The organism is Streptomyces sp. NPDC052040, from assembly GCF_044548405.1.
GTDB lineage: Bacteria > Actinomycetota > Actinomycetes > Streptomycetales > Streptomycetaceae > Streptomyces.
The window spans coordinates 376563-398255 of record NZ_JBIUBV010000002.1; the positions used below are offsets into that span (position 1 = coordinate 376563).

The following is a 21693-nucleotide window of genomic DNA, read 5'->3' on the forward strand; positions in this document are numbered from 1 at the left end:
CGCCCGCCCGGGGGGCCGGCGGGGGGGGGGGGGGGGGGGCCGCCGGGCCCCGGCCGCCCCGGGCGGGGGGGGGGCCCCCGCGGGGGGGCCCCCCCCCCCCGACGGCCTTTTTCCGCGTGCGGGCGGACGGGACGGCTCAGCGGCCCAGGGCGCGGCGGCCGCGGCCCTGGGACAGCACCGGAAGGTTGTTCCGGGCCGGTGCGGAGCGGGTGTCCTCCTCGATGCGCAGCGCGAGCGCGGGACAGCGGCGCACCGCCCGCAGCGCCTTGGCCTCCGCATACCGCGGCACCGCCGCCTGGGCGACCGTCGGGAAGCCGTCGGCGCCCAGTTCGAAGACCTCGGGGAGGATGTCCGCGCACAGGCCGTGGCCCCGGCACAGCGTCCAGTCGACGTGGATCTTCTGCCGGCTCGCCCCCGCCTCCGGCTCTGCCTGGCCGCCGCCCGGGATCCCCGAGGGGGCCCGGCCGCCCTCGAAGAGCGGCAGCACGCCCTCCACCGGCCTGCCGCAGCCGTTGCCCAGCACATGGGCCGCCAGGTCGTCCGTGAAGGCCTTGATGGTCGACTCCAGGAACATCGCCGACCCGTCCGGGTGCGAGCAGGCCCCCCGCCGCTTCACGGCCTTGGCGACCTGCTTGAGGGCCTCCAGGGCGGCCGGACCGCCGCCGCTCAGGATGTCCTCCATGCCGCGTGCCGCGGCGGGCAGCCCGAGATAGCAGGGGCCGCACTGGCCCGCGCTCTCCTCGGCCAGCCACTTGGCCACCTGGAGCGACTCGCCGAGCGGGCACGTCTCCTGGCTGATCGGCAGGATCGCCCCGGCGCCGAGCGAGCCGCCGACGGCGTCCAGGGAGTTGCGCGAGACGATCGCCTCGCCGACCGTCGCCGCGTCGATCCACTTGCCGTGGTAGCCGCCGGTCAGCACGCCCTGCGGCACCGGCGGGGCGCCCGCCAGCTGGAGCACGTACCGCAGCGGCACACCCGTGGGGACCTCGATCACCATGGGTCGGCTGACCGCGCCGGACACCGTGAGCATGACGGTGCCGGGCTCGTCGTAGAGCCCGGTGTTGCAGTAGCGCTCCGCGCCGATGCGCGCGGCGATCGCCAGCTGGGCGAAGGTCTCGGCGTTCGACAGCAGGGTGGGTGCCCCGCCCACCCCGCTCTGCGACGCACTGGTCTTGCGCCCGGGCGGGATCGGCGGGCCGCCGTCGATGGAGCGGACCAGCGACGCCGCGGCACCGGTGACCATGCGCACCGGGTTGCGCTGCACCCGCGCCCTGATCGGCGCGCCGCGCCGGTCGCTCAGGCCCCGCTCGGCCAGCGCCTGCTCCATCGAGCGCTCGGTGGAGGCGCGGGTCACCCCGATCACCAGCTGCCGGGCCCCGAGGGCCTCCGCCACCAGCAGCGCGCCGTCCAGGATCAGATGCGGGGCACGGTTGATCAGCACCGTGTCCTTGCGGCAGGCGGGCTCGTCCTCGCTTCCGTTGACGACCACCACCGGCCGGATGCCCCGGCGGATCGCCGACTCGGCGACCGACCGCAGCTTGCGGTGGAAGGGGAAACCGGCGCCGCCGCGCCCCTTCAGCGAGATCTGCTCGGCCAGCTGTGCGAGCTGCTCGCCGCCCACCGGCTCGAGCGGACCGTGCACCTTGAGATGCATCGGCAGGTCGAGTCTCTCGACAAGGTCGAAGCCCGACGTGAGCTGCGGAAGTCCGACCACACGGACCTCTGGGACGTCGGGCAGGGCCTCGTTCACTTAAAAACCTCCGGAAGGCGCGTTCCAGGGTTCGCCGGCTCCCGGCGTGCCGTAGGCGCCGGGGCGCGTCTGGGTCGCGGGGCCGCTGTTGTACGTGTTGTTCGAGTTGTACGTGTCGTAGGCCGCGTTCGTCTCACCCGTGTCGTACATCTCACTCGCGCCGTACGCGTTGTGTCCCGGGTATTCCGGATTGCCATAGGCGGGGATGGTGTAGCCGGTGTCCTGAAGCGGGTCGTAGGCGGAGGGCGGGGCCTCCCCGACGGGCGGCGGCGAGGGGATCGGCCAGCTGCCGGAGGTGCTGTTCGGCCCGTCGGCCCGGGGCATCCGGTCGTCCGGGGGCAGACCGGGCATCGCCATGCCCAGGGTCGGGTCCGGAGTCATCGGCATCTGGACGCCCGGCGGCGTGGACACGGCCCGGTAGGCGGCCGCGAAGCCGCCCGCGGGCTCCTGGGCCATGGCGCGGGCCGCAGGGGTCTCGTAGAACGGCGAGGAGGGCTGCGGAGGGATCAGGCCCCCCTCGGTGGCACCGCGGCCCGCCGCGCGCGCCCCGAAGCCGCCCGGCGCGGCGGCCGCCTCCGCGTTGCGGGCCCGGCTGGCGTCCAGCTCCTCGCGCCCCGCCCGGTCGCCGGCCCCGATGACCGCGAAGACCCGGTCGGCCACCTTGCGCTTGAACGGGCGCGGCGCGGCCCGCAGGGCCAGGGCTGCCATGACGCCGAGCAGGCACAGCTCGTAGGACACCATGAAGAACGGTTTCGCCGCGCGTCCCGCGAACAGGCCGTGGACCAGCGCGGCGCACCAGGACGGATAGGCCAGCATGTGCATCGCCCGCCAGCGCGCAGCGACCGGGGCGGGGGAGGCGAAGTTGCTGCGCAGGGCGCCGGTGACGCCCACGAAGATCATGAGCAGTCCGGCGAGGGAGCCGAGGCCGATGAGTCCGGCCGAGCCGCTGATGCCCAGGCTGAAGGGGATCAGTGCGGCGATCAGCACGGTGTGGTCGAGCGCCAGCTTGACCGTGATGTGCACCAGCAGGAAGGCGATGGAGGCCACGGCGGTGGTCCGGTGCACGGCCTGCGCCACGATCCGCTGGCGGATGTTGAGGAAGATCCGGTCCTGGGCGATGAGTCCCCAGATCACCGAGCAGCTGAGGGAGACGAGCGCGAGGACGCCCGCTCCGAAGTTGAGGAAGTCCCGGACTGCGTTCCCGCCCGCGAACACGACGACGGGTATGAGCAGCAGTACGACAGCCGACGCCACACCGTAGGCCGAGCGGCCCGGCCGGGGTAGCGAGCTGTTACTACGGGGAGGGTTCATGGGGGCAACTCCGAACAGTTTCGGGAAGGCGGTCCCGCTGCCGCACTCTAGAGGGGCTCCAAACCGGGCGGTACGAGGTTTGAGTTATTGCGTTGTTATCAAGAGGCGACGGGGCGGCGGCGATGTCCGACAAGCAGCCGTTACGCGGAGTAACACTTGAACCTTGTTCAGCTTTTCGAGACCTTCACAACTGGACCGTCGGTGAGTGAGTACGGTTCCGCCCCGCGTTGGGTTCAGTCACTTTCGCATCCGGGGCGTGCCGATTTGAGCTCCCTCGCGGCCTCCTGGGGCGCTGGGGTACCCTGGCGCCATGCGTGCCGTACGCCTTCTGCTTAGCGGGCCGCGCTGATCAGTCCCGACCCCCCGGTGCACCGGATGGTCGGCATCGGCGCGGCGTCCCCTCCTGTGCGAGGGGATTTTTCGTTTCTTGGATGTCGCAGCCGCCGGCAGAGACGATCGATGGAGCTTTGAGGATCATGAGCGAGACGAACCCCGCCGCCACCGCAGCCGCGTCGGCGGAGGCCGCGCCGCACCGCTACACGGCCGCCATGGCGGCCGAGATCGAGGCACGCTGGCAGGACCTGTGGGACGCCCGGGGCACCTACGAGGCGCCGAACCCCACCGGTGACCTGGCGGGCGACCCGGAGCTGGTCGCCCGGCCCAAGAAGTTCATCATGGACATGTTCCCCTACCCCTCCGGTGCGGGCCTGCACGTCGGCCACCCCCTCGGCTACATCTCCACCGATGTCTACGCCCGGTTCCAGCGCATGACCGGCCACAACGTCCTGCACACCCTGGGCTTCGACGCCTTCGGCCTGCCCGCCGAGCAGTACGCCGTGCAGACCGGCACGCACCCGCGCGTGTCCACCGAGGCCAACATGGAGAACATGAAGTCCCAGCTGCGCCGGCTGGGCCTGGGCCACGACAGGCGCCGGTCGTTCGCCACGATCGACCCGGACTACTACAAGTGGACCCAGTGGATCTTCCTCCAGATCTTCAACTCCTGGTACGACGAGGAGGCCCGCCGGGCCCGCCCGGTCTCCGTGCTGATCGCCCAGTTCGAGTCGGGTGAGCGCGCGGTTCCCGGCACCACCCGCGCCTGGAACGAGCTGAGCGGCGCCGAGCGCGCCGACGTGCTCGGCCAGTACCGCCTGGCCTACGCCTCCGACGCCCCCGTCAACTGGTGCCCCGGCCTGGGCACGGTCCTGGCCAACGAGGAGGTCACCGCCGACGGCCGCTCCGAGCGCGGCAACTTCCCCGTCTTCAAGGCCAAGCTGCGCCAGTGGAACATGCGCATCACCGCCTACGGCGACCGGCTGCTCGAAGACCTGGACGGGCTGGACTGGCCCGAGGCCATCAAGCTCCAGCAGCGCAACTGGATCGGCCGCTCCGAGGGCGCCCGCGTCGACTTCCCGATCGACGGCGAGGCCGTCACGGTCTTCACCACCCGTCCGGACACCCTGTTCGGCGCCACCTACATGGTGCTGGCGCCGGAGCACCCGCTGGTCGAGAAGTTCACCCCCGCGGCCTGGCCCGAGGGCACCCACGAGCTGTGGACCGGCGGCCACGCCACCCCCGCCGAGGCCGTCGCCGCCTACCGCGCCCAGGCCGCCTCCAAGTCCGACGTCGAACGGCAGGCCGAGGCCAAGGACAAGACCGGCGTCTTCACCGGCGCCTACGCCGTCAACCCGGTCAGCGGCGAGCAGGTCCCCGTCTTCATCGCCGACTATGTGCTGATGGGCTACGGCACCGGCGCGATCATGGCCGTCCCCGCGCACGACGGCCGCGACTTCGCCTTCGCCCGCGCCTTCGAGCTGCCCGTGCGCTGCGTGGTCGAGCCCACCGACGGCCGCGGCACCGACACCTCCGCCTGGGACGACGCCTTCGCCTCCTACGACGCGAAGATCGTGAACTCCACCGGGGAGTCGGTCTCGCTGGACGGCCTGGGCGTGACCGACGCCAAGGCGCGCATCACCGAGTGGCTGGAGCGCACGGGCATCGGCCAGGGCACCGTCAACTTCCGGCTGCGCGACTGGCTGTTCAGCCGCCAGCGCTACTGGGGCGAGCCCTTCCCGATCGTCTACGACGAGGACGGCGTCGCCCATGCGCTGCCCGAGTCGATGCTGCCGCTGGAGCTGCCCGAGGTCGAGGACTACTCCCCGCGCACCTTCGACCCGGACGACGCCGACACCCGGCCCGAGACCCCGCTCTCGCGCAACGAGGACTGGGTCAACGTCACCCTGGACCTGGGCGACGGCCCGAAGAAGTACCGCCGCGAGACCAACACCATGCCCAACTGGGCCGGTTCCTGCTGGTACGAGCTGCGCTACCTGGACCCGCACAACAGCGAGAAGCTGGTCGACCCGGAGATCGAGCGCTACTGGATGGGCCCGCGCGAGGGCATGCCGCACGGTGGGGTCGACCTCTACGTCGGCGGCGCCGAGCACGCCGTACTGCACCTGCTGTACGCGCGCTTCTGGTCCAAGGTCCTCTTCGACCTGGGCCACATCTCCTCGCCCGAGCCGTTCCACAAGCTGTTCAACCAGGGCATGATCCAGGCCTACGTCTATCGCGACAGCCGCGGCATCGCGGTCCCGGCCGCCGAGGTGGAGGAGCGCGACGGCGCGTACTTCTACCAGGGCGAGCAGGTCGGCCGCCTGCTGGGCAAGATGGGCAAGTCCCTGAAGAACGCGGTCACTCCGGACGAGATCGCCGCCGAGTACGGCGCGGACACCCTGCGCCTGTACGAGATGGCGATGGGCCCGCTGGACGTGTCGCGGCCGTGGGACACCCGCGCGGTGGTGGGCCAGTTCCGGCTGCTCCAGCGGCTGTGGCGCAATGTCGTCGACGAGACGACCGGCGAGGCCACTGTCACCGACGCCGAGCCCGACGAGGAGACCCTGCGGGCGCTGCACAAGGCGATCGACGGTGTGCGCCAGGACCTGGAGGCCCTGCGGTTCAACACCGCCATCGCCAAGATCACCGAGCTGAACAACCAGCTGACCAAGACGGGCGGCCCGGTGGCGCGCCCGGTCGCCGAGGCCCTGGTGCTGCTGGTCGCCCCGCTGGCCCCGCACATCGCCGAGGAGCTGTGGGGCAGGCTGGGCCACACCGACTCGGTCGTGCACCGGGACTTCCCGGTCGCCGACCCGGCGTATGTCGTGGACGAGACCGTGACCTGCGTGGTCCAGATCAAGGGCAAGGTCAAGGCGCGTCTTGAGGTGTCACCCTCGATCTCCCAGGAGGAGCTGGAGAAGGTGGCCCTGGCCGACGAGAAGGTCGTCGCCGCGCTGGGCGGAGCCGCGATCCGCAAGGTGATCGTGCGCGCACCGAAGCTGGTCAACATCGTGACCGCGTAAGGAACACGCGGGACCCGGGGGACCTCCCGGGGCGTGTCCGAGGGCAGGTTCGGGGTTCTGGCGGAACCCTGGACCTGCCCTGTGCGTTTACCGTGGGAGAGCGGTGCAGCCACCGTCATGGCCGGCCTCGTAGGAGGAGCGTCGTGGAAACCGTTTTGACCGTCATCGCGCTCCTGTTCGTGCTCTGCCTGGTGTTCGGCGTGTATGTCACGGCGAAGGCGTTCGGCGCGGCCAAACGGGGCGTGGACCGCACGATCGCCCAGGCCCGCCGCACGGTCGAGGACACGACCCTGCGCGCCAGGACCTACGCCCAGCCGGGCCCCGCCGGTGAACTGGCGCAGCTCCGCCTGGCGCTGCGCACCTCGATGCGGGCCGCCCAGGAGGCGCTGCACGCGGGAGCCGCCGAGGACGAGTCACTGAAGGAGTCGTTGGGCCTCTTCGAGCGCCTCAGCGTGCACGGACGGGAACTGGACGCGGAGCTGCGGCGCCTGGAGACCGCGCCGGACCGGAGCGTGCTCGCCGCCCGGCTGCCCGATCTGCGCGAGCGCACCGAGCGGATCACCCGGTCCGCGGACGCGCTGCGCTGGGCCGCGCACGACCGGGCCCGCCGGTTCGCGGAGGACGACCTCGACAGCCTCAGTGCGCAGATCGACTTGGAGGCGGGCGCGTTGCGCCACTGGACCAAGGAGCGGCCCGCGCCCACCGCCGCGCCCTGGCCCGAGGCTCCGGCGCCCGGGGCCCCGGCCGACGGCGAGCAGATCTGGCCGGAGACACCGGAATCCCGCGCGGCCCACGAGCCGGGGCCCCGGCCCTCGCTCGCCCCGCCCGGACCGCGGGCCGCCCACCCCTGGCAGCGGAAGCCCCGACCCGAGAGCACCACATGATTCCGCCAAGGTACGACCAGGTCGGAGGGGGCGGACTGCCCCCGGCGCGTTTCGGCGGGTAACCTCCAGCACATGTCCCGCCATGTCGCTGTCGTCACCGATTCAACGGCCTACCTGCCGCCGCGGACGATGGAGCGCCACGGCATCACCACGGTGCCGCTCACCGTGGTCCTGGGCGACCGGGCGCTGGAGGAGGGGACCGAGATCTCGGCCCGCTCCCTCGCCGAGGCCCTCCAGAAGCGGCGTTCCGTCACCACCTCCCGGCCCAGCCCCGAGCTGTTCGCCGAGACCTACCGCAAGGTCGCCGAGTCCGGCGCGACCGACATCGTCTCCCTCCATCTGTCCTCCGAGCTCTCCGGCACCTACGACGCCGCCGTATTGGCCGGGCGCAACGCCCCGGTCCCGGTGCGGGTGGTGGACACCGGGATGGTCGCGATGGCCCTGGGCTTCTGCGCGTTGGCCGCCGCCGAGACCGCGGAGGCCGGGGGCACGGCCGACGAGGCGGTCACCGCCGCGCAGAAGCGGGCCGCGGACACCTCCGCCTACTTCTACGTCGACACCCTGGACTATCTGCGGCGCGGCGGCCGGATCGGAGCCGCCCAGGCGCTGCTGGGCTCCGCCCTCGCGGTCAAGCCGCTGCTCCAGCTGAGCGGCGGCCGCATCGAACTGCTGGAGAAGGTGCGCACGGCGTCCAAGGCGATCGCCCGCCTGGAGGAGATCGTGGCCGAGCGGGCGGGCGGCGGCCAGGTCGACCTCGCGGTCCACCATCTCGCCGCCCCGGAACGGGCATCGGCCCTCGCGGACCGCCTGAGCGCACGGGTCCCCGGACTGGCCGAGCTGCATGTGAGCGAGGTCGGCGCGGTGATCGGGGCGCATACGGGGCCGGGGCTGCTGGGGGCGGTCGTGTCGCCGCGCTGAGGGGGCGTTCCACGGGGCTGGCGGGCTCCGCCGGGGCTGGCGGGCTCCGCGTGGGGTGCTGTGTGCTGTGGTGCTCGTGTGAGTGACGGAGATATCCACAACCGGGCGGTTTTCCCCGGGAATTGACCAAGATCATCGCGAGGGTGGCGTTCTGCCCGATCCTCGGCGCATGGCACTTCGATCACGTTCACGCATGGCCGTCCCCACCAGCGGCCCGGGCCGCGGCCCCGCTTCCGACAGCCGCACACGCCACCGGCCGCCCCACGCGAGGGGACGCCCGCGACGACCGCACACGGGCCCCTCGGCCGACGCCCTGCGGCTGCGCGCGGAGGCACTTTTCATGCCGGGGGCAGTGGGGGCGCCGGGGGTATCGGATGCGCCGGGAATGATGGACGGCCGGGCGCGGGCTGTGGACGGCCGGGCGCGGGCTGTGGACGGGTATCGGAGCGGGAGTGGGCCGCTGGGGGCGGTGGACCGGCCGGAGAGGCCGCCTGCGTCCACGACACCCGCCGGGGCCGGGCCTCTCCCCGCACCCGCCGGGGCCGGGCCTCTCCCCGCACCCGCCGGTGAAGTGCAGCGGTTACGGCTGCCGTGGCGCACCCCGACCGCACCGGGTCCGGGGGCGGCCGACCTGACCCGGCGGGAGCGGGTCGGAGCGGCTCTGCGTGAGCGGATGCCGCTGTGGATCCAGTCGAGATGCGGTCTGGAACGCAGGAGCGTGGCCGCGCTGGGCGTGCTGCTCGTGGTGGCCGTGGTCTTCGCGGCGCAGCACTTCTGGTCCGGCCGCACGCAGCAGGTGCGGGCGCCCCAGGTGGTGCGCGCGGCGGCGTCGTACGGAACCGCGGAGTCCCTGCGCGCCGAGCGGTCACCGGAGCCCGGGGATCCGTCCGGCCCCGGGCCCACCGGAGGTACGGGGCCCGGGGGCGGGGCGGTCGTCGTGGATGTCACCGGCAAGGTGCGCAGGCCCGGCCTGCTGAGACTCCCGGGCGGATCCCGGGTCGCGGACGCCCTGCGCGCCGCCGGTGGAGTGCGCCCGGGTACGGACACCGACAGCCTCAACCGCGCCCGCCTGCTGGTGGACGGCGAGCAGATCGTGGTGGGCGCTCCCGCACCGGCGCCGGGTGCGGGACCGGCGGCCCCCGCATCCGGCCACGCGGCCCCTGCCGCTCCGGTCTCGCTCAGCACGGCGACCGTGGACCAGCTCGACGCGCTGCCCGGGGTGGGGCCGGTGCTGGCGCAGCACATCGTCGACTACGGCTCCCAGCACGGCGGATTCCGCTCGGTCGACGAACTCCGCGAAGTCAACGGCATCGGCGAGCACCGCTTCGCCGACCTACGGAATCTCGTGCGGCCATGAGGACGCCGGGGGAGCCCTGTCCGTCCACGAGGTCGACGACGGCGCCTGCGGAACCCGGGGGCGAGGGGGAGGAAGCCGCGGGGCCCGGGGGCGAAGGGCCGGTGGATCTGCGGCTGGTGGGGCCCGCGTTGGCGGCCTGGGCGGGAGCCGCCTGGGCCCTGGACGCCCCGGCCGGTTGGGTCATGGGTGCGGTGCTCGTCGCGCTGCTGGCGGCCGCAGGACTGCTGGCGGGGCGCAGAGCTGGGGCCGGGAGCGGCCGCCGTGCACGCGGCCCATGGCCGACGGTGTCCGTCGGCGCGGCACTGCTCTGCGTCGCGGCAGCGGTGGCATCCGCCGGACTACAGGCGGCGGACCTGCGGCGGGGGCCGGTGCCCGCTCTCGCGCACCGGCGCACCGAGGTCACCGCGGACATCGAGATCACCTCCGATCCACGGCTCACCCGGCCCCGGATCACCGGGGACCACCCGGCACCGACCGCCGTGCTGCTCGACGGGGAGGTCCAGCGGCTGACAAGGCCGGACGGAACCGTGGAGGCGACCAGGACACCGGTACTCATCGTCGTCGCCCTGGACCACCGCCCGGCCCCCTCCCGCGGTCCCGGTTCCGGTCCCGGTCCCGGCCCCGGTTCCGCGGACGCCGCCCGGCGGGACGTACGGTCGCCCTGGATGGCTCTGCTGCCCTCCACCCGGGTGCGGGTCACCGCCCGGCTGGCTCCCCCGCTGACGGGAGGCGACCGCGTCGCCGCCGTGGTGCGCCTGAGGGGAGGGCCGCCCCTGGTCGTGGGCAGCCCCTCCGCGGTGCAGCGGTGGGCGGGACGGATGCGGGCCGGGCTGCGCGAGGCGGCCGACGGGCTCGATCCGGACGCGAGGGCGCTGCTGCCCGGACTGGTCGTCGGGGACACCTCGCGGATCGCGCCCGAACTGGACGACGCCTTCAAGCGCACGGATCTCGCCCATCTGCTGGCGGTGAGCGGAGGCAACTTCACGATCCTGCTCGCCCTGCTCGTCGGTCCGGCCGGTCTGGCGCAGCGCGCGGAGCGGCGCGGTCTGGCGCCCCGGATCGGCCTCCCGCTGCGCGGGACGGCACTGCTCGGCGGTGCGCTCACGACCGGGCTCGTCGTGGTGTGCCGACCGGACCCGAGTGTGCTGCGGGCCGCGGCCTGCGGGGCGGTCACGCTGCTCGCCCTCGCGACCGGGCGGCGCAGATCCCTGCTGCCCGCCCTGGCCACCGCGGTGCTGCTGCTGGTGCTCTGGGACCCCTGGCTGGCCCGGAGTTACGGATTTCTGCTCTCGGTCCTTGCGACCGGTGCCCTGCTCACGGTCGCCCCGCGCTGGAGCGAGGCCTTGCGACGCCGCCGGGTGCCGCCGCGACTGGCCGAGGCACTCGCCGCCGCGGGGGCCGCCCAGGCCGTGTGCGCGCCGGTCGTCGCGGTGCTCTCGGCGCGGGTGAGCCTGGTCGCGGTGCCCTGCAATCTGCTCGCGGAGGCCGCCGTGGCACCGGCCACCGTGCTGGGGTCCGCCGCGCTGGCGGTGGCGCCGCTGTCGATGCCGTTCGCCAAGGCCGCCGCCTGGTGCGCGAGTTGGCCGACGGGATGGATCGCCGGAATCGCCCGCAACGGTGCCTCGCTGCCGGGCGGTGCGGTGGACTGGCCGGGCAGTTGGGCCGGGGCGGCGTTGCTGGCAGCCCTGACGGCGGTCGTGCTCCTTCTCGGCCCGAGGCTGCTGCGGCGCCCCTGGCTGGCCTGGGCCTGCGCCGCGGTGCTGCTGCTCGTGGTGGTGCGGCCGCCTCCGCTGATCCGGGTGATCACCGGATGGCCCCCGCCGGGCTGGCGGTTCGCGATGTGCGACGTGGGGCAGGGAGACGCCACCGTGCTCGCGGCGGGCCACGGCACGGCCGTGGTCGTGGACGCGGGTCCCGATCCGGCGCTGGTGGACCGGTGCCTGACCGCACTCGGTGTCACCCGGATCCCGCTGCTGGTGCTGACCCACTTCCACGCCGACCATGTGGCGGGGCTGCCGGGGGTGCTGCGCGGCCGGTCGGTGGGGGAGATCGAGACGACCGGGTTCCAGGAGCCCGTGGAACAGGCGGCGTTCGTCCGCGCCCGGGCCGCCGCCCGGCACATCCCGGTCGTGCGTGCCCTGGCCGGGGAGCGCCGCCGTCTGGCGGGGCTCGACTGGCGGGTGCTGTGGCCCCCGCCGGACCCGGCGCCCTCCCCGGACGGTCCGAACGACGCGAGCGTGGCCCTGCTCGTACGGGCGGCGGGACTCACCCTGCTTCTGCTCGGCGACCTCGAACCACCGTCTCAGGAAGCCTTGTTGAGATCCCCCGAGGGAGCCGGGCTGGGGCCCGTGGACGTGCTCAAGGTCGCGCATCACGGGTCGGCGTACCAGGCGCCCGGGCTGATACGCAGGGTCGCGCCGCGACTGGCGTTGATCTCGTGCGGCAGGGACAACCCGTACGGCCATCCGGCGCCGAGCACGGTCGCGGCCCTGCGGAGCGAGGGCGCGCTGGTGCTGCGGACGGACCGGGACGGAGCGATCGCTGTCGTAGGAGGGGGCGATGACCTGAGGGTCGCGAGAGACTGAGGTCATGAATTCTGCACAGGTTGAGGCGTACCTCGACAGGATCGGGGCCGAGCACCCCGCGTGGCCCACCATCGATGTGCTGCGCGAGCTCCACCTCCGTCATCTGCGGGCCGTCCCGTTCGAGAACCTGTCGATCCACCTCGGCGAGGAGATCCTGCTGGAGGAGAAGCAGCTGTTCGACAAGATTGTCGGGGCTCGCCGGGGCGGTTTCTGCTACGAACTCAACGGCGCGTTCGCGGCCTTGCTGGCCGGTCTGGGCTTCGACGTCACGCTGCTCGCGGCGCGGGTGTACGGAGAGGGGAAGCGGCTCGGGGTGCCCTTCGACCACCTCGCACTGCGGGTGCGGACGGTGGACGGGGGCGACTGGCTGGTCGATGTCGGGTTCGGGGCGCACAGCCACTTCCCGCTGGCGTTCGGGGACCGGGGCGAGCAGCGGGACCCGGGCGGCGCGTTCCGGGTGATCGAGGCCGGGGGGCGCGGGGGAGGGGAGGACTTCGGAGACCTCGACGTACTGCGGGACGGCGAACCCCAGTACCGGCTGGAGGTGCGCCCGCGAGTGCTTCAGGACTTCGTGGGAGGCGTCTGGTGGAACACCACGTCACCGGCCTCGCACTTCACGCGCTCACTGGTGTGCTCACGGGTCACGGACGACGGAGGCCGGCTCACCCTCAGCGGCCACCGCCTCACCACGACGACCCCGGACGGCACCAAGGAGGTGTCGGACCTGGAAAGCGACCAGGAGGTGCTGGACCTGTACCGCCAACAGTTCGGGATCACCCTGGCCCACGTCCCGACAGTACGCCGGACCACCGGGAACGACTGACGGCCGGAGGCACCGGGGGAGTACCCCCGTGTGGGCGGTGGTGCGGGTCGCGGAAGATGGGGTCGTGAGTGATGTGAGACATGTGCTGGTGCTGCCCGACCGTGACGCGGCGGAGGAGGCGGTGGAGGCGCTCGGGGAGCGGTTCGCCCTGGACGAGGAACCGCGGATCGTGCGGGACGCGCTGGCCGGTGAGGACGACGCCGAGGACGCCCAGTGGCTGGTGGTGCTGCGGGACGAGGAGGACCGGCTCGACCCGGCGGCGCTGGACACCTTCGCGCAGGAGTGGGACGGCTGGCGGGAGGAGCCGTAGCCCGCTGCCGCGTCCGCCCGGCCCGGCGGATGCGGCACCGCGGTGTCAGTGGCGCATGCGATGCTGTCCGTGATGGCCAAGAAGACCGCGCATGACGACCTGCTCGCCCCTGTCACCCTCGCCGTGGGGCAGGAGGACCTCCTTCTCGACCGTGCCGTGCAGGAGGTGGTGGCCGCTGCCCGGGCCGCCGACGCCGACACGGACGTACGGGATCTGACCTCGGACCAGTTGCAGCCGGGCACGCTCGCCGAGCTGACGAGCCCGTCGCTCTTCGCCGAGCGCAAGGTCGTGGTCGTGCGCAATGCGCACGACCTGTCGGCCGACACGATCAAGGAGTTGAAGGGGTACTTCGGTGCGCCCGCCGAGGAGATCACCCTCGTGCTGCTGCACGCGGGCGGCGCCAAGGGCAAGGGCCTGCTGGACGCCGCCCGCAAGGCCGGAGCACGGGAGGTCGCCTGCCCGAAGATGACGAAGCCGGCGGACCGGCTGTCCTTCGTACGGGGGGAGTTCCGGACCCAGGGGCGTTCGGCCACGCCCGAGGCGTGCCAGGCGCTGGTCGACGCGATCGGCAGCGATCTGCGGGAGCTGGCCTCCGCGGTGTCGCAGCTCGTCGCCGACATCGAGGGCACGATCGACGAGGCCGTGGTCGGGCGGTACTACACGGGGCGTGCCGAGGCGTCGAGCTTCACGGTCGCGGACCGCGCGGTCGAGGGGCGCGCGGCGGAGGCCCTGGAGGCACTGCGCTGGTCGCTGGCCACGGGGGTGGCCCCGGTGATGATCACGAGTGCGCTCGCGCAGGGGGTGCGGGCGATCGGCAAGCTGTCGTCGGCGCGCGGCGGACGCCCCGCCGACCTCGCCCGGGAGCTGGGCATGCCGCCGTGGAAGATCGATCGCGTGCGGCAGCAGATGCGGGGCTGGACACCCGACGGGGTGGCGGTCGCGCTGCGCGCGGTGGCCGAGGCGGACGCGGGCGTGAAGGGCGGCGGCGACGACCCCGAGTACGCGTTGGAGAAGGCGGTCGTCACCATCGCCAGAGCAGCCCGGTCCCGGGGACGGGCGTAGGCCCAAGGGCGCCGGAGCACGCCACAGGCCCAAGATCACCGGGGGTGGGCGGAGCCCGAGGGCGCCCGCCGAGGCCGTCCCCCGTCCCTCGTCATCCACACCAAAGACCCCGCCTCTCGTCCGGGGAAGGACGAGAGGCGGGGTCTTTGGATAAAGCTTGTGGGCTTACACCCGCGTGGCGAACGCAGGCCGCGTGTAAGCCCGGGGTGCCGGGTGGGAGCGGATGAGAGAGGGCCCGCTCGGTTCCACCGGCGTCACATCACGTTTCAGCCCTTGAGGGCAACGACCTTGGAGGCCAGAGCCGACTTCTTGTTGGCGGCCGCGTTCTTGTGGATGACGCCCTTCGAGACAGCCTTGTCGAGCTGGCGCGCGGCGGCGCGCTGGAACTCGGTGGCCTTCTCGACGTCACCCGCGGCGGCAGCCTCACGGGCCTTGCGGATCGCGGTGCGAAGCGAGGACTTGACGGCCTTGTTGCGCAGGCGCGCCTTCTCGTTCGTCTTGTTCCGCTTGATCTGGGACTTGATGTTCGCCACGAATGAGCCTTTTCAGGTTCAGGCACGCGAAACGGATGGTCCCGCGCGCCGATGATTTCTTGAAGACGTGCCTCGCAGCTGAGAGGGCAGGAGACACAGCCACCCAGGCTACCAGCCGCCCTCCGGCCCACCCAAACCGCCCGCCGCGCACCCGTGCCCCGCGCACCCGCCGCCCCCCGTCCCGTACCCCCGGCCCCCGTCCGCGCACCCCTGCACCGGACTCCACCCCGCCCCCGCGCAACCCCGTATACGCGCCCCGGCCCACCCCCCGCACCCCCGTATGCGGCGCCTCGCCCCGTTCCGGTGCGGCCCACACCGGTCGCAGCCTCCTGCGCGTGGGACCATGGAGGCTACGTATCGATCCGACCCGAGACCGCAGACACTGCGGACGCCTCAAGAATCAGGACCCTGCGTGCCCGCGATCCCTAGCCATGTGCCCGAGCCGAGCCGTACCGACCCCGCGCTGATCCGCAATTTCTGCATCATCGCGCACATCGACCACGGCAAGTCCACGCTCGCCGACCGGATGCTCCAGCTGACCGGCGTCGTCGAGCAGCGGCAGATGCGCGCTCAGTACCTCGACCGCATGGACATCGAGCGCGAGCGCGGCATCACCATCAAGTCCCAGGCGGTGCGTCTGCCCTGGGCCCCGACCCACGATGCGGGCAACACGCACATCCTGAACATGATCGACACCCCGGGGCACGTCGACTTCACCTACGAGGTCTCCCGGTCGCTCGCCGCCTGCGAGGGGACCGTCCTCCTCGTGGACGCCGCCCAGGGCATCGAGGCCCAGACCCTCGCCAACCTCTACCTGGCGATGGAGAACGACCTCACGATCATCCCCGTGCTGAACAAGATCGACCTGCCCGCCGCGCAGCCCGAGAAGTTCGCCGAGGAGCTGGCCAACCTCATCGGCTGCGACCCCGACGACGTGCTCAAGGTCTCCGCGAAGACCGGGCTCGGCGTCGAGGCGCTGCTCGACCGGGTCGTGGAGCGGATCCCGGCCCCGGTCGGTGTCGCGGACGCGCCCGCCCGCGCGATGATCTTCGACTCGGTGTACGACTCGTACCGCGGTGTCGTCACCTATGTCCGTGTCATCGACGGAAAGCTCAACAAGCGCGAGCGCATCAGGATGATGTCGACCGGCGCGACCCACGAGCTGCTGGAGATCGGCGTCAGCTCGCCCGAGATGCTCCCGGCCGACGGGCTCGGCGTCGGCGAGGTGGGCTATCTGATCACCGGTGTGAAGGACGTCCGCCAGTCCAAGGTCGGTGACACGATCACCAGCCAGGTCAAGGGCGCCGAGGAGGCGCTCGGCGGGTACAAGGACCCGAAGCCGATGGTCTTCTCGGGCCTGTATCCGCTGGACGGCTCCGACTACCCCGACCTGCGCGAGGCCCTGGACAAGCTCCAGCTCAACGACGCCGCGCTGGTCTACGAGCCGGAGACCTCCGCCGCCCTCGGCTTCGGCTTCCGCGTCGGCTTCCTCGGTCTGCTGCACCTCGATGTGGTCCGCGAGCGGCTGGAGCGCGAGTTCGGGCTCGACCTGATCGCCACCGCGCCCAACGTGGTCTACCGCGTGATCATGGAGGACGGGGAGGAGATCACGGTCACCAACCCGAGCGAGTTCCCCGAGGGGAAGATCGCCGAGGTCTACGAGCCGGTGGTGCGCGCCACGATCCTGGCGCCCACCGAGTTCATCGGCGCGATCATGGAGCTGTGCCAGACCCGCCGCGGCACGCTGCTCGGCATGGACTACCTGTCCGAGGACCGGGTCGAGATCCGCTACACGCTGCCGCTCGCGGAGATCGTGTTCGACTTCTTCGACCAGCTGAAGTCCAAGACCCGCGGCTATGCCTCGCTGGACTACGAGCCCACCGGCGAGCAGAGCAGCTCCCTGGTCAAGGTGGACATCCTGCTGCACGGCGACAAGGTCGACGCCTTCTCGGCGATCACGCACAAGGACCAGGCGTACGCGTACGGCGTCCGTCTCGTCGCCAAGCTCAAGGAGCTGATCCCGCGGCAGAACTTCGAGGTGCCGGTGCAGGCCGCCGTCGGTTCCCGGGTGATCGCCCGCGAGACCATCCGCGCCATCCGCAAGGACGTCCTCGCCAAGTGCTACGGCGGTGACATCTCCCGTAAGCGGAAGCTGCTGGAGAAGCAGAAGGAAGGCAAGAAGCGGATGAAGATGGTGGGTTCCGTGGAAGTTCCGCAGGAGGCCTTCATCGCGGTGCTCTCCAGCGATGACGGCGCGGGGCCGGCCAAGGGCAAAAAGTAGCCATCGCGCACCGCACAAACCGGGCGGAACGGGGCTCGTCGTACGAAGTGCGGCGGGCCCCGGCGCATGTCCGGAGTGGCACTGTGGAGGAGGCGACAGTGCTCGCCCCTTACAAACCGGCTGGTCGGGCTCTACTCTGATGCCTGCTCGATGGTTACTCGTGAGTTAAGCAGCGCCCGCGAGTCGGAACAGCAGAAATCAGCCAGCCGCACCGTCGCGGGCCCGGAGGATGACGTGAGCCACACAGGGACTTTGATCGAGAACCGTCCGCCGTCCGTCGCGGCCCTCTTCCTGGAGCGCGTCGAGGCCACGCCGGACGCCGAGGCCTACCGCCACCCGGTGCCCCCCTCCTCGGGCGAGGGTCCCGACGAGTGGCGGTCGCTGAGCTGGGGGCAGGCCGCCGAGCGGGTCCACGCGATCGCGGCCGGACTGATCGAGCTGGGCGTACGGCCCGAGGAGCGGGTGGCTCTCGCCTCCTCCACCCGGCTGGAGTGGATCCTCGCCGACCTGGGCATCATGTGCGCCGGCGCGGCCACGACCACCATCTATCCGCAGACCAACGCCGAGGAGTCGGCGTTCATCCTCTCCGACTCCGAGAGCAAGGTGCTCGTCGCGGAGAACGCCGGTCAGCTGGCCAAGGTCCTGGAGAAGCGCTCGGGCCTGCCCGACCTCCACCATGTCGTCGTCATCGACCCGGCGGGCATCGAGGAGTCCGGGCACCTCGATGCCGCCGATGCCGCAGCCTCCGCCGATTCCGCAGCCTCCGAAGGCTCCGAAGGCTCCGCGGACTCCGCGGACTCCGCGGACTCCGTCCCCGGCGGTCCGGTCCCCGGGGGCCTCGTCCTCACCCTCGCCGAACTGGAGAAGCGCGGTGCGGCCTATCTGGAGCAGCACCCCGGGCTGATCAAGGAGCGGGTCGGCGCGATCACCGGCGAGCAGCTCGCCACCCTCATCTACACCTCCGGCACCACCGGCCGCCCCAAGGGAGTGCGGCTGCCGCACGACAACTGGTCGTACATGGCGAAGGCGATCGCCGCGACCGGCCTGGTCGACGGGGACGACGTCCAGTACCTGTGGCTGCCGCTCGCGCATGTTTTCGGCAAGGTGCTCACCTCCGGCCAGATCGAGGTCGGGCACGTCACCGCGGTCGACGGCCGCGTCGACAGGATCATCGACAACCTCCCGGTGGTGCGGCCGACGTACATGGCGGCCGTGCCGCGCATCTTCGAGAAGGTCTACAACGGCGTCGCCGCCAAGGCCCGCGCGGGCGGCGCGGCCAAGTACCGGATCTTCCAGTGGGCCGCCGAGGTCGCCCGCGAGTACGCCAAGGTCACCCAGGACACCTTCCGGCGCACCGGCACCCGCTCCGCGCCCTTCGCCCTCACCGCCAAGCACAAGGTCGCCGACACCCTCGTCTACGCCAAGATCCGCGAGGCCTTCGGCGGGCAGTTGCGGGCGTGTGTCTCCGGCTCCGCCGCCCTCGCCCCCGAAATCGGCTACTTCTTCGCGGGCGCCGGTATCCACATCCTGGAGGGCTACGGCCTCACCGAGTCGTCCGCGGCCTCCTTCGTGAACCCGGGCGAGTCCTACCGTACGGGCACGGTCGGCAAGCCGCTGCCCGGCACCGAGGTGCGGATCGCGGACGACGGGGAGATCCTGCTGCGCGGCCCCGGCATCATGCAGGGCTACCACCGGCTGCCGGAGAAGACCGCCGAGGTGCTGGAGGCGGACGGCTGGTTCCACACCGGCGACATCGGCGAGCTGTCCCCGGACGGCTATCTGCGGATCACCGACCGCAAGAAGGACCTCATCAAGACCTCCGGTGGCAAGTACATCGCGCCCGCGGAGGTCGAGGGCCAGTTCAAGGGGGTGTGCCCCTACGTCTCCAACATCCTGGTGCACGGCGCCGACCGGAACTTCTGCACCGCCCTCATCGCCCTGGACGAGGACGCCATCCTGGAGTGGGCCAAGGAGAACGGCCTGGAGGGCAGCTCCTACGCCGAGGTCGTCGCCGCCCCCGCCACGGTGGAACTGGTCGACGGCTACGTCCGGGAGCTCAACACCGGCCTCCAGCGGTGGCAGACCATCAAGAAGTTCCGGCTGCTACCGCGGGACCTCGACGTGGAGCACGGCGAGATCACCCCGAGCCTGAAGCTGAAGCGGCCGGTGGTGGAGCGGGAGTACAAGCATCTGATCGACGAGATGTACGCGGGCGCGCGGGAGGCGTAGGGGGAACAGGTGCGCGGGCCCGCGGGAGGCGCGGGAGCGGCCGGGATCGTCGGCCGTTCGCGAGCCATCGCCGCCCGTCGATAATCGGCCCGGCGGCGCCGACGACTCCCAACGAGCCCACAGCAGGGCGTGGTTGTTCGAAAGTGTCCGTCTTCGGACGCATCCATGACCCTGTTCTCACCCTTAACGGCCCACTTCGGTAACTCGGTGCTCATGAACGGGTCCGGTCTGTCACTCTGTCCGCAGCGCCGGAGGCGTGGTCGTTCGGAGTTCGTCGGAACCGCTCGGGGAGCCGTCCATGGGGGCCATTCCCACCCAACGGGAAACCATCTCCCGTGCCCCTGACACGCCCGCGCACGAGGGCGCGAGCCCCTGCCCGGTGGTGCGTACGACGCTGCCCGGTGGCCCGCTCGCGCCGGGCGCCGCCCGCCGATTCCTGCGTGCCGCCCTGGACGCCTGGGCCGAGGAGGCCGAGCCCGGCACCTTCACCGAGCGGCTGGCCGAGGACGCCCTGGTCGTGGTCAGCGAACTGGTCACCAACGCGGTGGTGCACGCGGGCACGGACGTCGACCTCGTCTGCCGGCTGCGCGAGGCGGACGACGAACCGCCGGGCCTGCTGGTCGAGGTCTCCGACCACCACCCCTCGCGCCCGGTGCGCGACGACACCAGCGAGCGCGTCTACGGGATACCCGAATACGGCCGCGGTCTGCGCCTGGTCGCCGCGCTCTGCACCGCCTGGGGGATCACCTACCGCACCGCGACCAAGACCGTCTGGGCGCAGCTGCCCCTGGACGGCGCGACGGCCGTGGCGGACGGCATCGAGGCGTACGACGGGGAGGACGTCCGGTACGGCGGGGCGGGCGGGGACGGGCTTCCCGGGCCCGAGCCCACCGCCTTCACCGAGCCGGGGCGCGGGGTGCCCGACCGGGACTGGCGGGGCCGCGGCGCGCTCTCCTTCCTCGCCGAGGCGTCCGACCTGCTCGCCGGACAGCTCGACGAGGACCTGGTGGCCGCGCTCACCGGGCAGTTGCTGGTGCCGCGGCTCGCCGACTGGTGCGCGGTGTGGCTGGAGGACGAGGCGACCGGCTGGTACGGACCCGAGACGGCCGTCGCTACCGGGCCGCGGCTCGCCCGGGTCTGGCACGGCAGTGAGAACTGCATCGAGGAGCTGCGCCGGGTGCTGGAGAAGGACCCGCCGCTGCTCCCGGAGTCGGTGCGGTCCCGGGCGGTGCCCGTGCCCTGGCCGGGGGAGGCGCTCGGCCCGCGCGGCGCGACCGGGGCGGCGCTGGCGTACCGGCTGATCGCCGGTGGCCGCCCGCTCGGCACCCTGGTCATCGGGCGGGCGGGGCTGCCGTGCTTCCCCGACGAGGTGACCGGGCTCGTCGAGGACCTCAGCCGCCGGGTGGCGCTCGCCATCGGCGCGGCCCGCCAGTACGCGCGCCAGGCCACCATCAGCAGGGTGCTCCAGCGGGGCCTGCTGCCGGGCGCCGTCGCCGAGATCCCCGGGGTGAGCAGCGCCCTCGTCTACGAGCCCTCCGACAAGGGCGGCGGCCCCAGCGGCGACTTCTACGACCTCTTCCCGGCCGGGCGCGGACGGTGGTGCTTCGCGCTCGGCGACGTCCAGGGCAAGGGCCCGGAGGCGGCGGTCGTGATCGGTCTGGCCCGCCCCTGGCTGCGCCTGCTGGCCCGCGAGGGCTACGCGGTCGCCGACGTCCTGGACCGTCTCAACCAGCTCCTGCTGGACGACGCCACGGAGGCGTCGGACGCGGCCGCCCGGGCGCTGGTGGCGGCGGGCGCTCCCGTGCCGGTCGCCGACGGCGGCCCGAACGCGCGTTTCCTCTCCCTGCTCTACGGGGAGCTGGTCCCCTTCGACGGCGGGGTGCGCTGCACGCTCGCCTCCGCCGGGCATCCGCTGCCGCTGCTGCTGGGCCCGGACGGTGACGTGCAGGTCGTGGCACAGCCGCAGACCCTGCTCGGGGTCGTGGAGGACGTCACCTACGGGTGCGGGACCTTCGAGCTGCGCCCCGGCGACACGCTGCTGTGCGTCACGGACGGGGTGACCGAGCGGCGCAGCGGCTCCCGTCAGTTCGACGACGGGGACGGCCTCGCCACCGCCCTCGCGGGCTGCGTCGGGCTGAGCGCCCAGCTGGTCGCGGAGCGGATCCGGACGCTGGTGCACGACTTCGGCCGGACTCCACCGGAGGACGACCTCGCCCTGCTGGTCCTGCGCGCGGAGTGACACTCCGCGCGCAGGAGCGTGCCCACCATGGCGGGCCCGCTCAGGAGCGCGC

14 protein-coding genes are annotated in these 21693 nt (G+C 72.5%); 11 read left to right on the plus strand and 3 right to left on the minus strand.

Annotated elements, in window-relative coordinates; all coding sequences use genetic code 11:
• Positions 1-136: 136 nt before the first annotated feature.
• Positions 137-1750: an NADH-ubiquinone oxidoreductase-F iron-sulfur binding region domain-containing protein gene (locus tag ACIHAA_RS07795; protein WP_399814272.1), complete on the minus strand. Its 1614-nt coding sequence runs from the start codon at positions 1748-1750 to the stop codon at positions 137-139.
• Positions 1751-3061: a cytochrome b/b6 domain-containing protein gene (locus ACIHAA_RS07800; protein WP_399814273.1), complete on the minus strand. Its 1311-nt coding sequence runs from the start codon at positions 3059-3061 to the stop codon at positions 1751-1753.
• Between the two features lie 476 nt (positions 3062-3537).
• Here ACIHAA_RS07800 and leuS point away from each other — a divergent pair, with 476 nt between their 5' ends.
• From leuS to holA, 8 genes are all read left to right on the plus strand, one after another.
• Positions 3538-6420, plus strand: a complete 2883-nt coding sequence (gene leuS, locus ACIHAA_RS07805) for a leucine--tRNA ligase (RefSeq protein ID WP_399814275.1) — start codon at positions 3538-3540, stop codon at positions 6418-6420.
• A 143-nt stretch (positions 6421-6563) separates the two neighbouring features.
• Complete coding sequence (locus tag ACIHAA_RS07810; RefSeq protein WP_399814278.1) at positions 6564-7304, plus strand: hypothetical protein; 741 nt, start codon at positions 6564-6566, stop codon at positions 7302-7304.
• Between the two features lie 72 nt (positions 7305-7376).
• A complete protein-coding gene (locus ACIHAA_RS07815; protein ID WP_399814280.1) occupies positions 7377-8222 on the plus strand; it encodes a DegV family protein in 846 nt (281 codons plus the stop codon).
• 571 nt (positions 8223-8793) lie between these two features.
• Positions 8794-9579: a helix-hairpin-helix domain-containing protein gene (locus ACIHAA_RS07820; protein ID WP_399814282.1), complete on the plus strand. Its 786-nt coding sequence runs from the start codon at positions 8794-8796 to the stop codon at positions 9577-9579.
• Positions 9576-12164, plus strand: coding sequence for a ComEC/Rec2 family competence protein (locus ACIHAA_RS07825; RefSeq protein WP_399814284.1), 2589 nt, complete (start codon positions 9576-9578; stop codon positions 12162-12164). The genes ACIHAA_RS07820 and ACIHAA_RS07825 overlap by 4 nt, the downstream gene beginning before the upstream one ends.
• 4 nt (positions 12165-12168) lie before the next feature.
• On the plus strand, positions 12169-12987 hold the full coding sequence (locus ACIHAA_RS07830; protein ID WP_399814285.1) for an arylamine N-acetyltransferase: 819 nt from the start codon (positions 12169-12171) through the stop codon (positions 12985-12987).
• Between the two features lie 64 nt (positions 12988-13051).
• Positions 13052-13297, plus strand: coding sequence for a hypothetical protein (locus tag ACIHAA_RS07835; RefSeq protein WP_399814287.1), 246 nt, complete (start codon positions 13052-13054; stop codon positions 13295-13297).
• Positions 13298-13369: 72 nt separating this feature from the next.
• The gene (gene holA, locus ACIHAA_RS07840; protein WP_399814288.1) at positions 13370-14359 is read left to right on the plus strand and encodes a DNA polymerase III subunit delta; all 990 of its coding nucleotides are present in this window, start codon (positions 13370-13372) and stop codon (positions 14357-14359) included.
• Between the two features lie 266 nt (positions 14360-14625).
• Here holA and rpsT read toward each other — a convergent pair whose 3' ends face one another.
• Positions 14626-14892: a 30S ribosomal protein S20 gene (gene rpsT / locus ACIHAA_RS07845; protein ID WP_399814290.1), complete on the minus strand. Its 267-nt coding sequence runs from the start codon at positions 14890-14892 to the stop codon at positions 14626-14628.
• A gap of 412 nt (positions 14893-15304) precedes the next feature.
• On the opposite strand from rpsT, the gene lepA reads away from it, so the two are divergent.
• The 3 genes from lepA (at position 15305) to ACIHAA_RS07860 (ending at position 21641) form a co-directional block, all read left to right on the plus strand.
• Positions 15305-17173: a translation elongation factor 4 gene (lepA, locus tag ACIHAA_RS07850; protein WP_399814292.1), complete on the plus strand. Its 1869-nt coding sequence runs from the start codon at positions 15305-15307 to the stop codon at positions 17171-17173.
• Between the two features lie 234 nt (positions 17174-17407).
• The gene (locus ACIHAA_RS07855) at positions 17408-19402 is read left to right on the plus strand and encodes an AMP-dependent synthetase/ligase (protein WP_399814294.1); all 1995 of its coding nucleotides are present in this window, start codon (positions 17408-17410) and stop codon (positions 19400-19402) included.
• A 298-nt stretch (positions 19403-19700) separates the two neighbouring features.
• Positions 19701-21641 (plus strand): SpoIIE family protein phosphatase, encoded by a 1941-nt coding sequence (locus ACIHAA_RS07860; protein WP_399814296.1) that lies wholly within the window; start codon positions 19701-19703, stop codon positions 21639-21641.
• Positions 21642-21693: the final 52 nt, after the last annotated feature.

Coding starts and splice junctions, on each gene's coding strand:
- ACIHAA_RS07860 (WP_399814296.1), top strand. CDS start 19,701: ATGGGGGCCATTCCCACCCAACGGGAAACCATCTCCCGTGCCCCTGAC.
- ACIHAA_RS07815 (WP_399814280.1), top strand. CDS start 7,377: ATGTCCCGCCATGTCGCTGTCGTCACCGATTCAACGGCCTACCTGCCG.
- ACIHAA_RS07825 (WP_399814284.1), top strand. CDS start 9,576: ATGAGGACGCCGGGGGAGCCCTGTCCGTCCACGAGGTCGACGACGGCG.
- leuS (WP_399814275.1), top strand. CDS start 3,538: ATGAGCGAGACGAACCCCGCCGCCACCGCAGCCGCGTCGGCGGAGGCC.
- ACIHAA_RS07830 (WP_399814285.1), top strand. CDS start 12,169: ATGAATTCTGCACAGGTTGAGGCGTACCTCGACAGGATCGGGGCCGAG.
- holA (WP_399814288.1), top strand. CDS start 13,370: ATGGCCAAGAAGACCGCGCATGACGACCTGCTCGCCCCTGTCACCCTC.
- ACIHAA_RS07800 (WP_399814273.1), bottom strand. CDS start 3,061: ATGAACCCTCCCCGTAGTAACAGCTCGCTACCCCGGCCGGGCCGCTCG.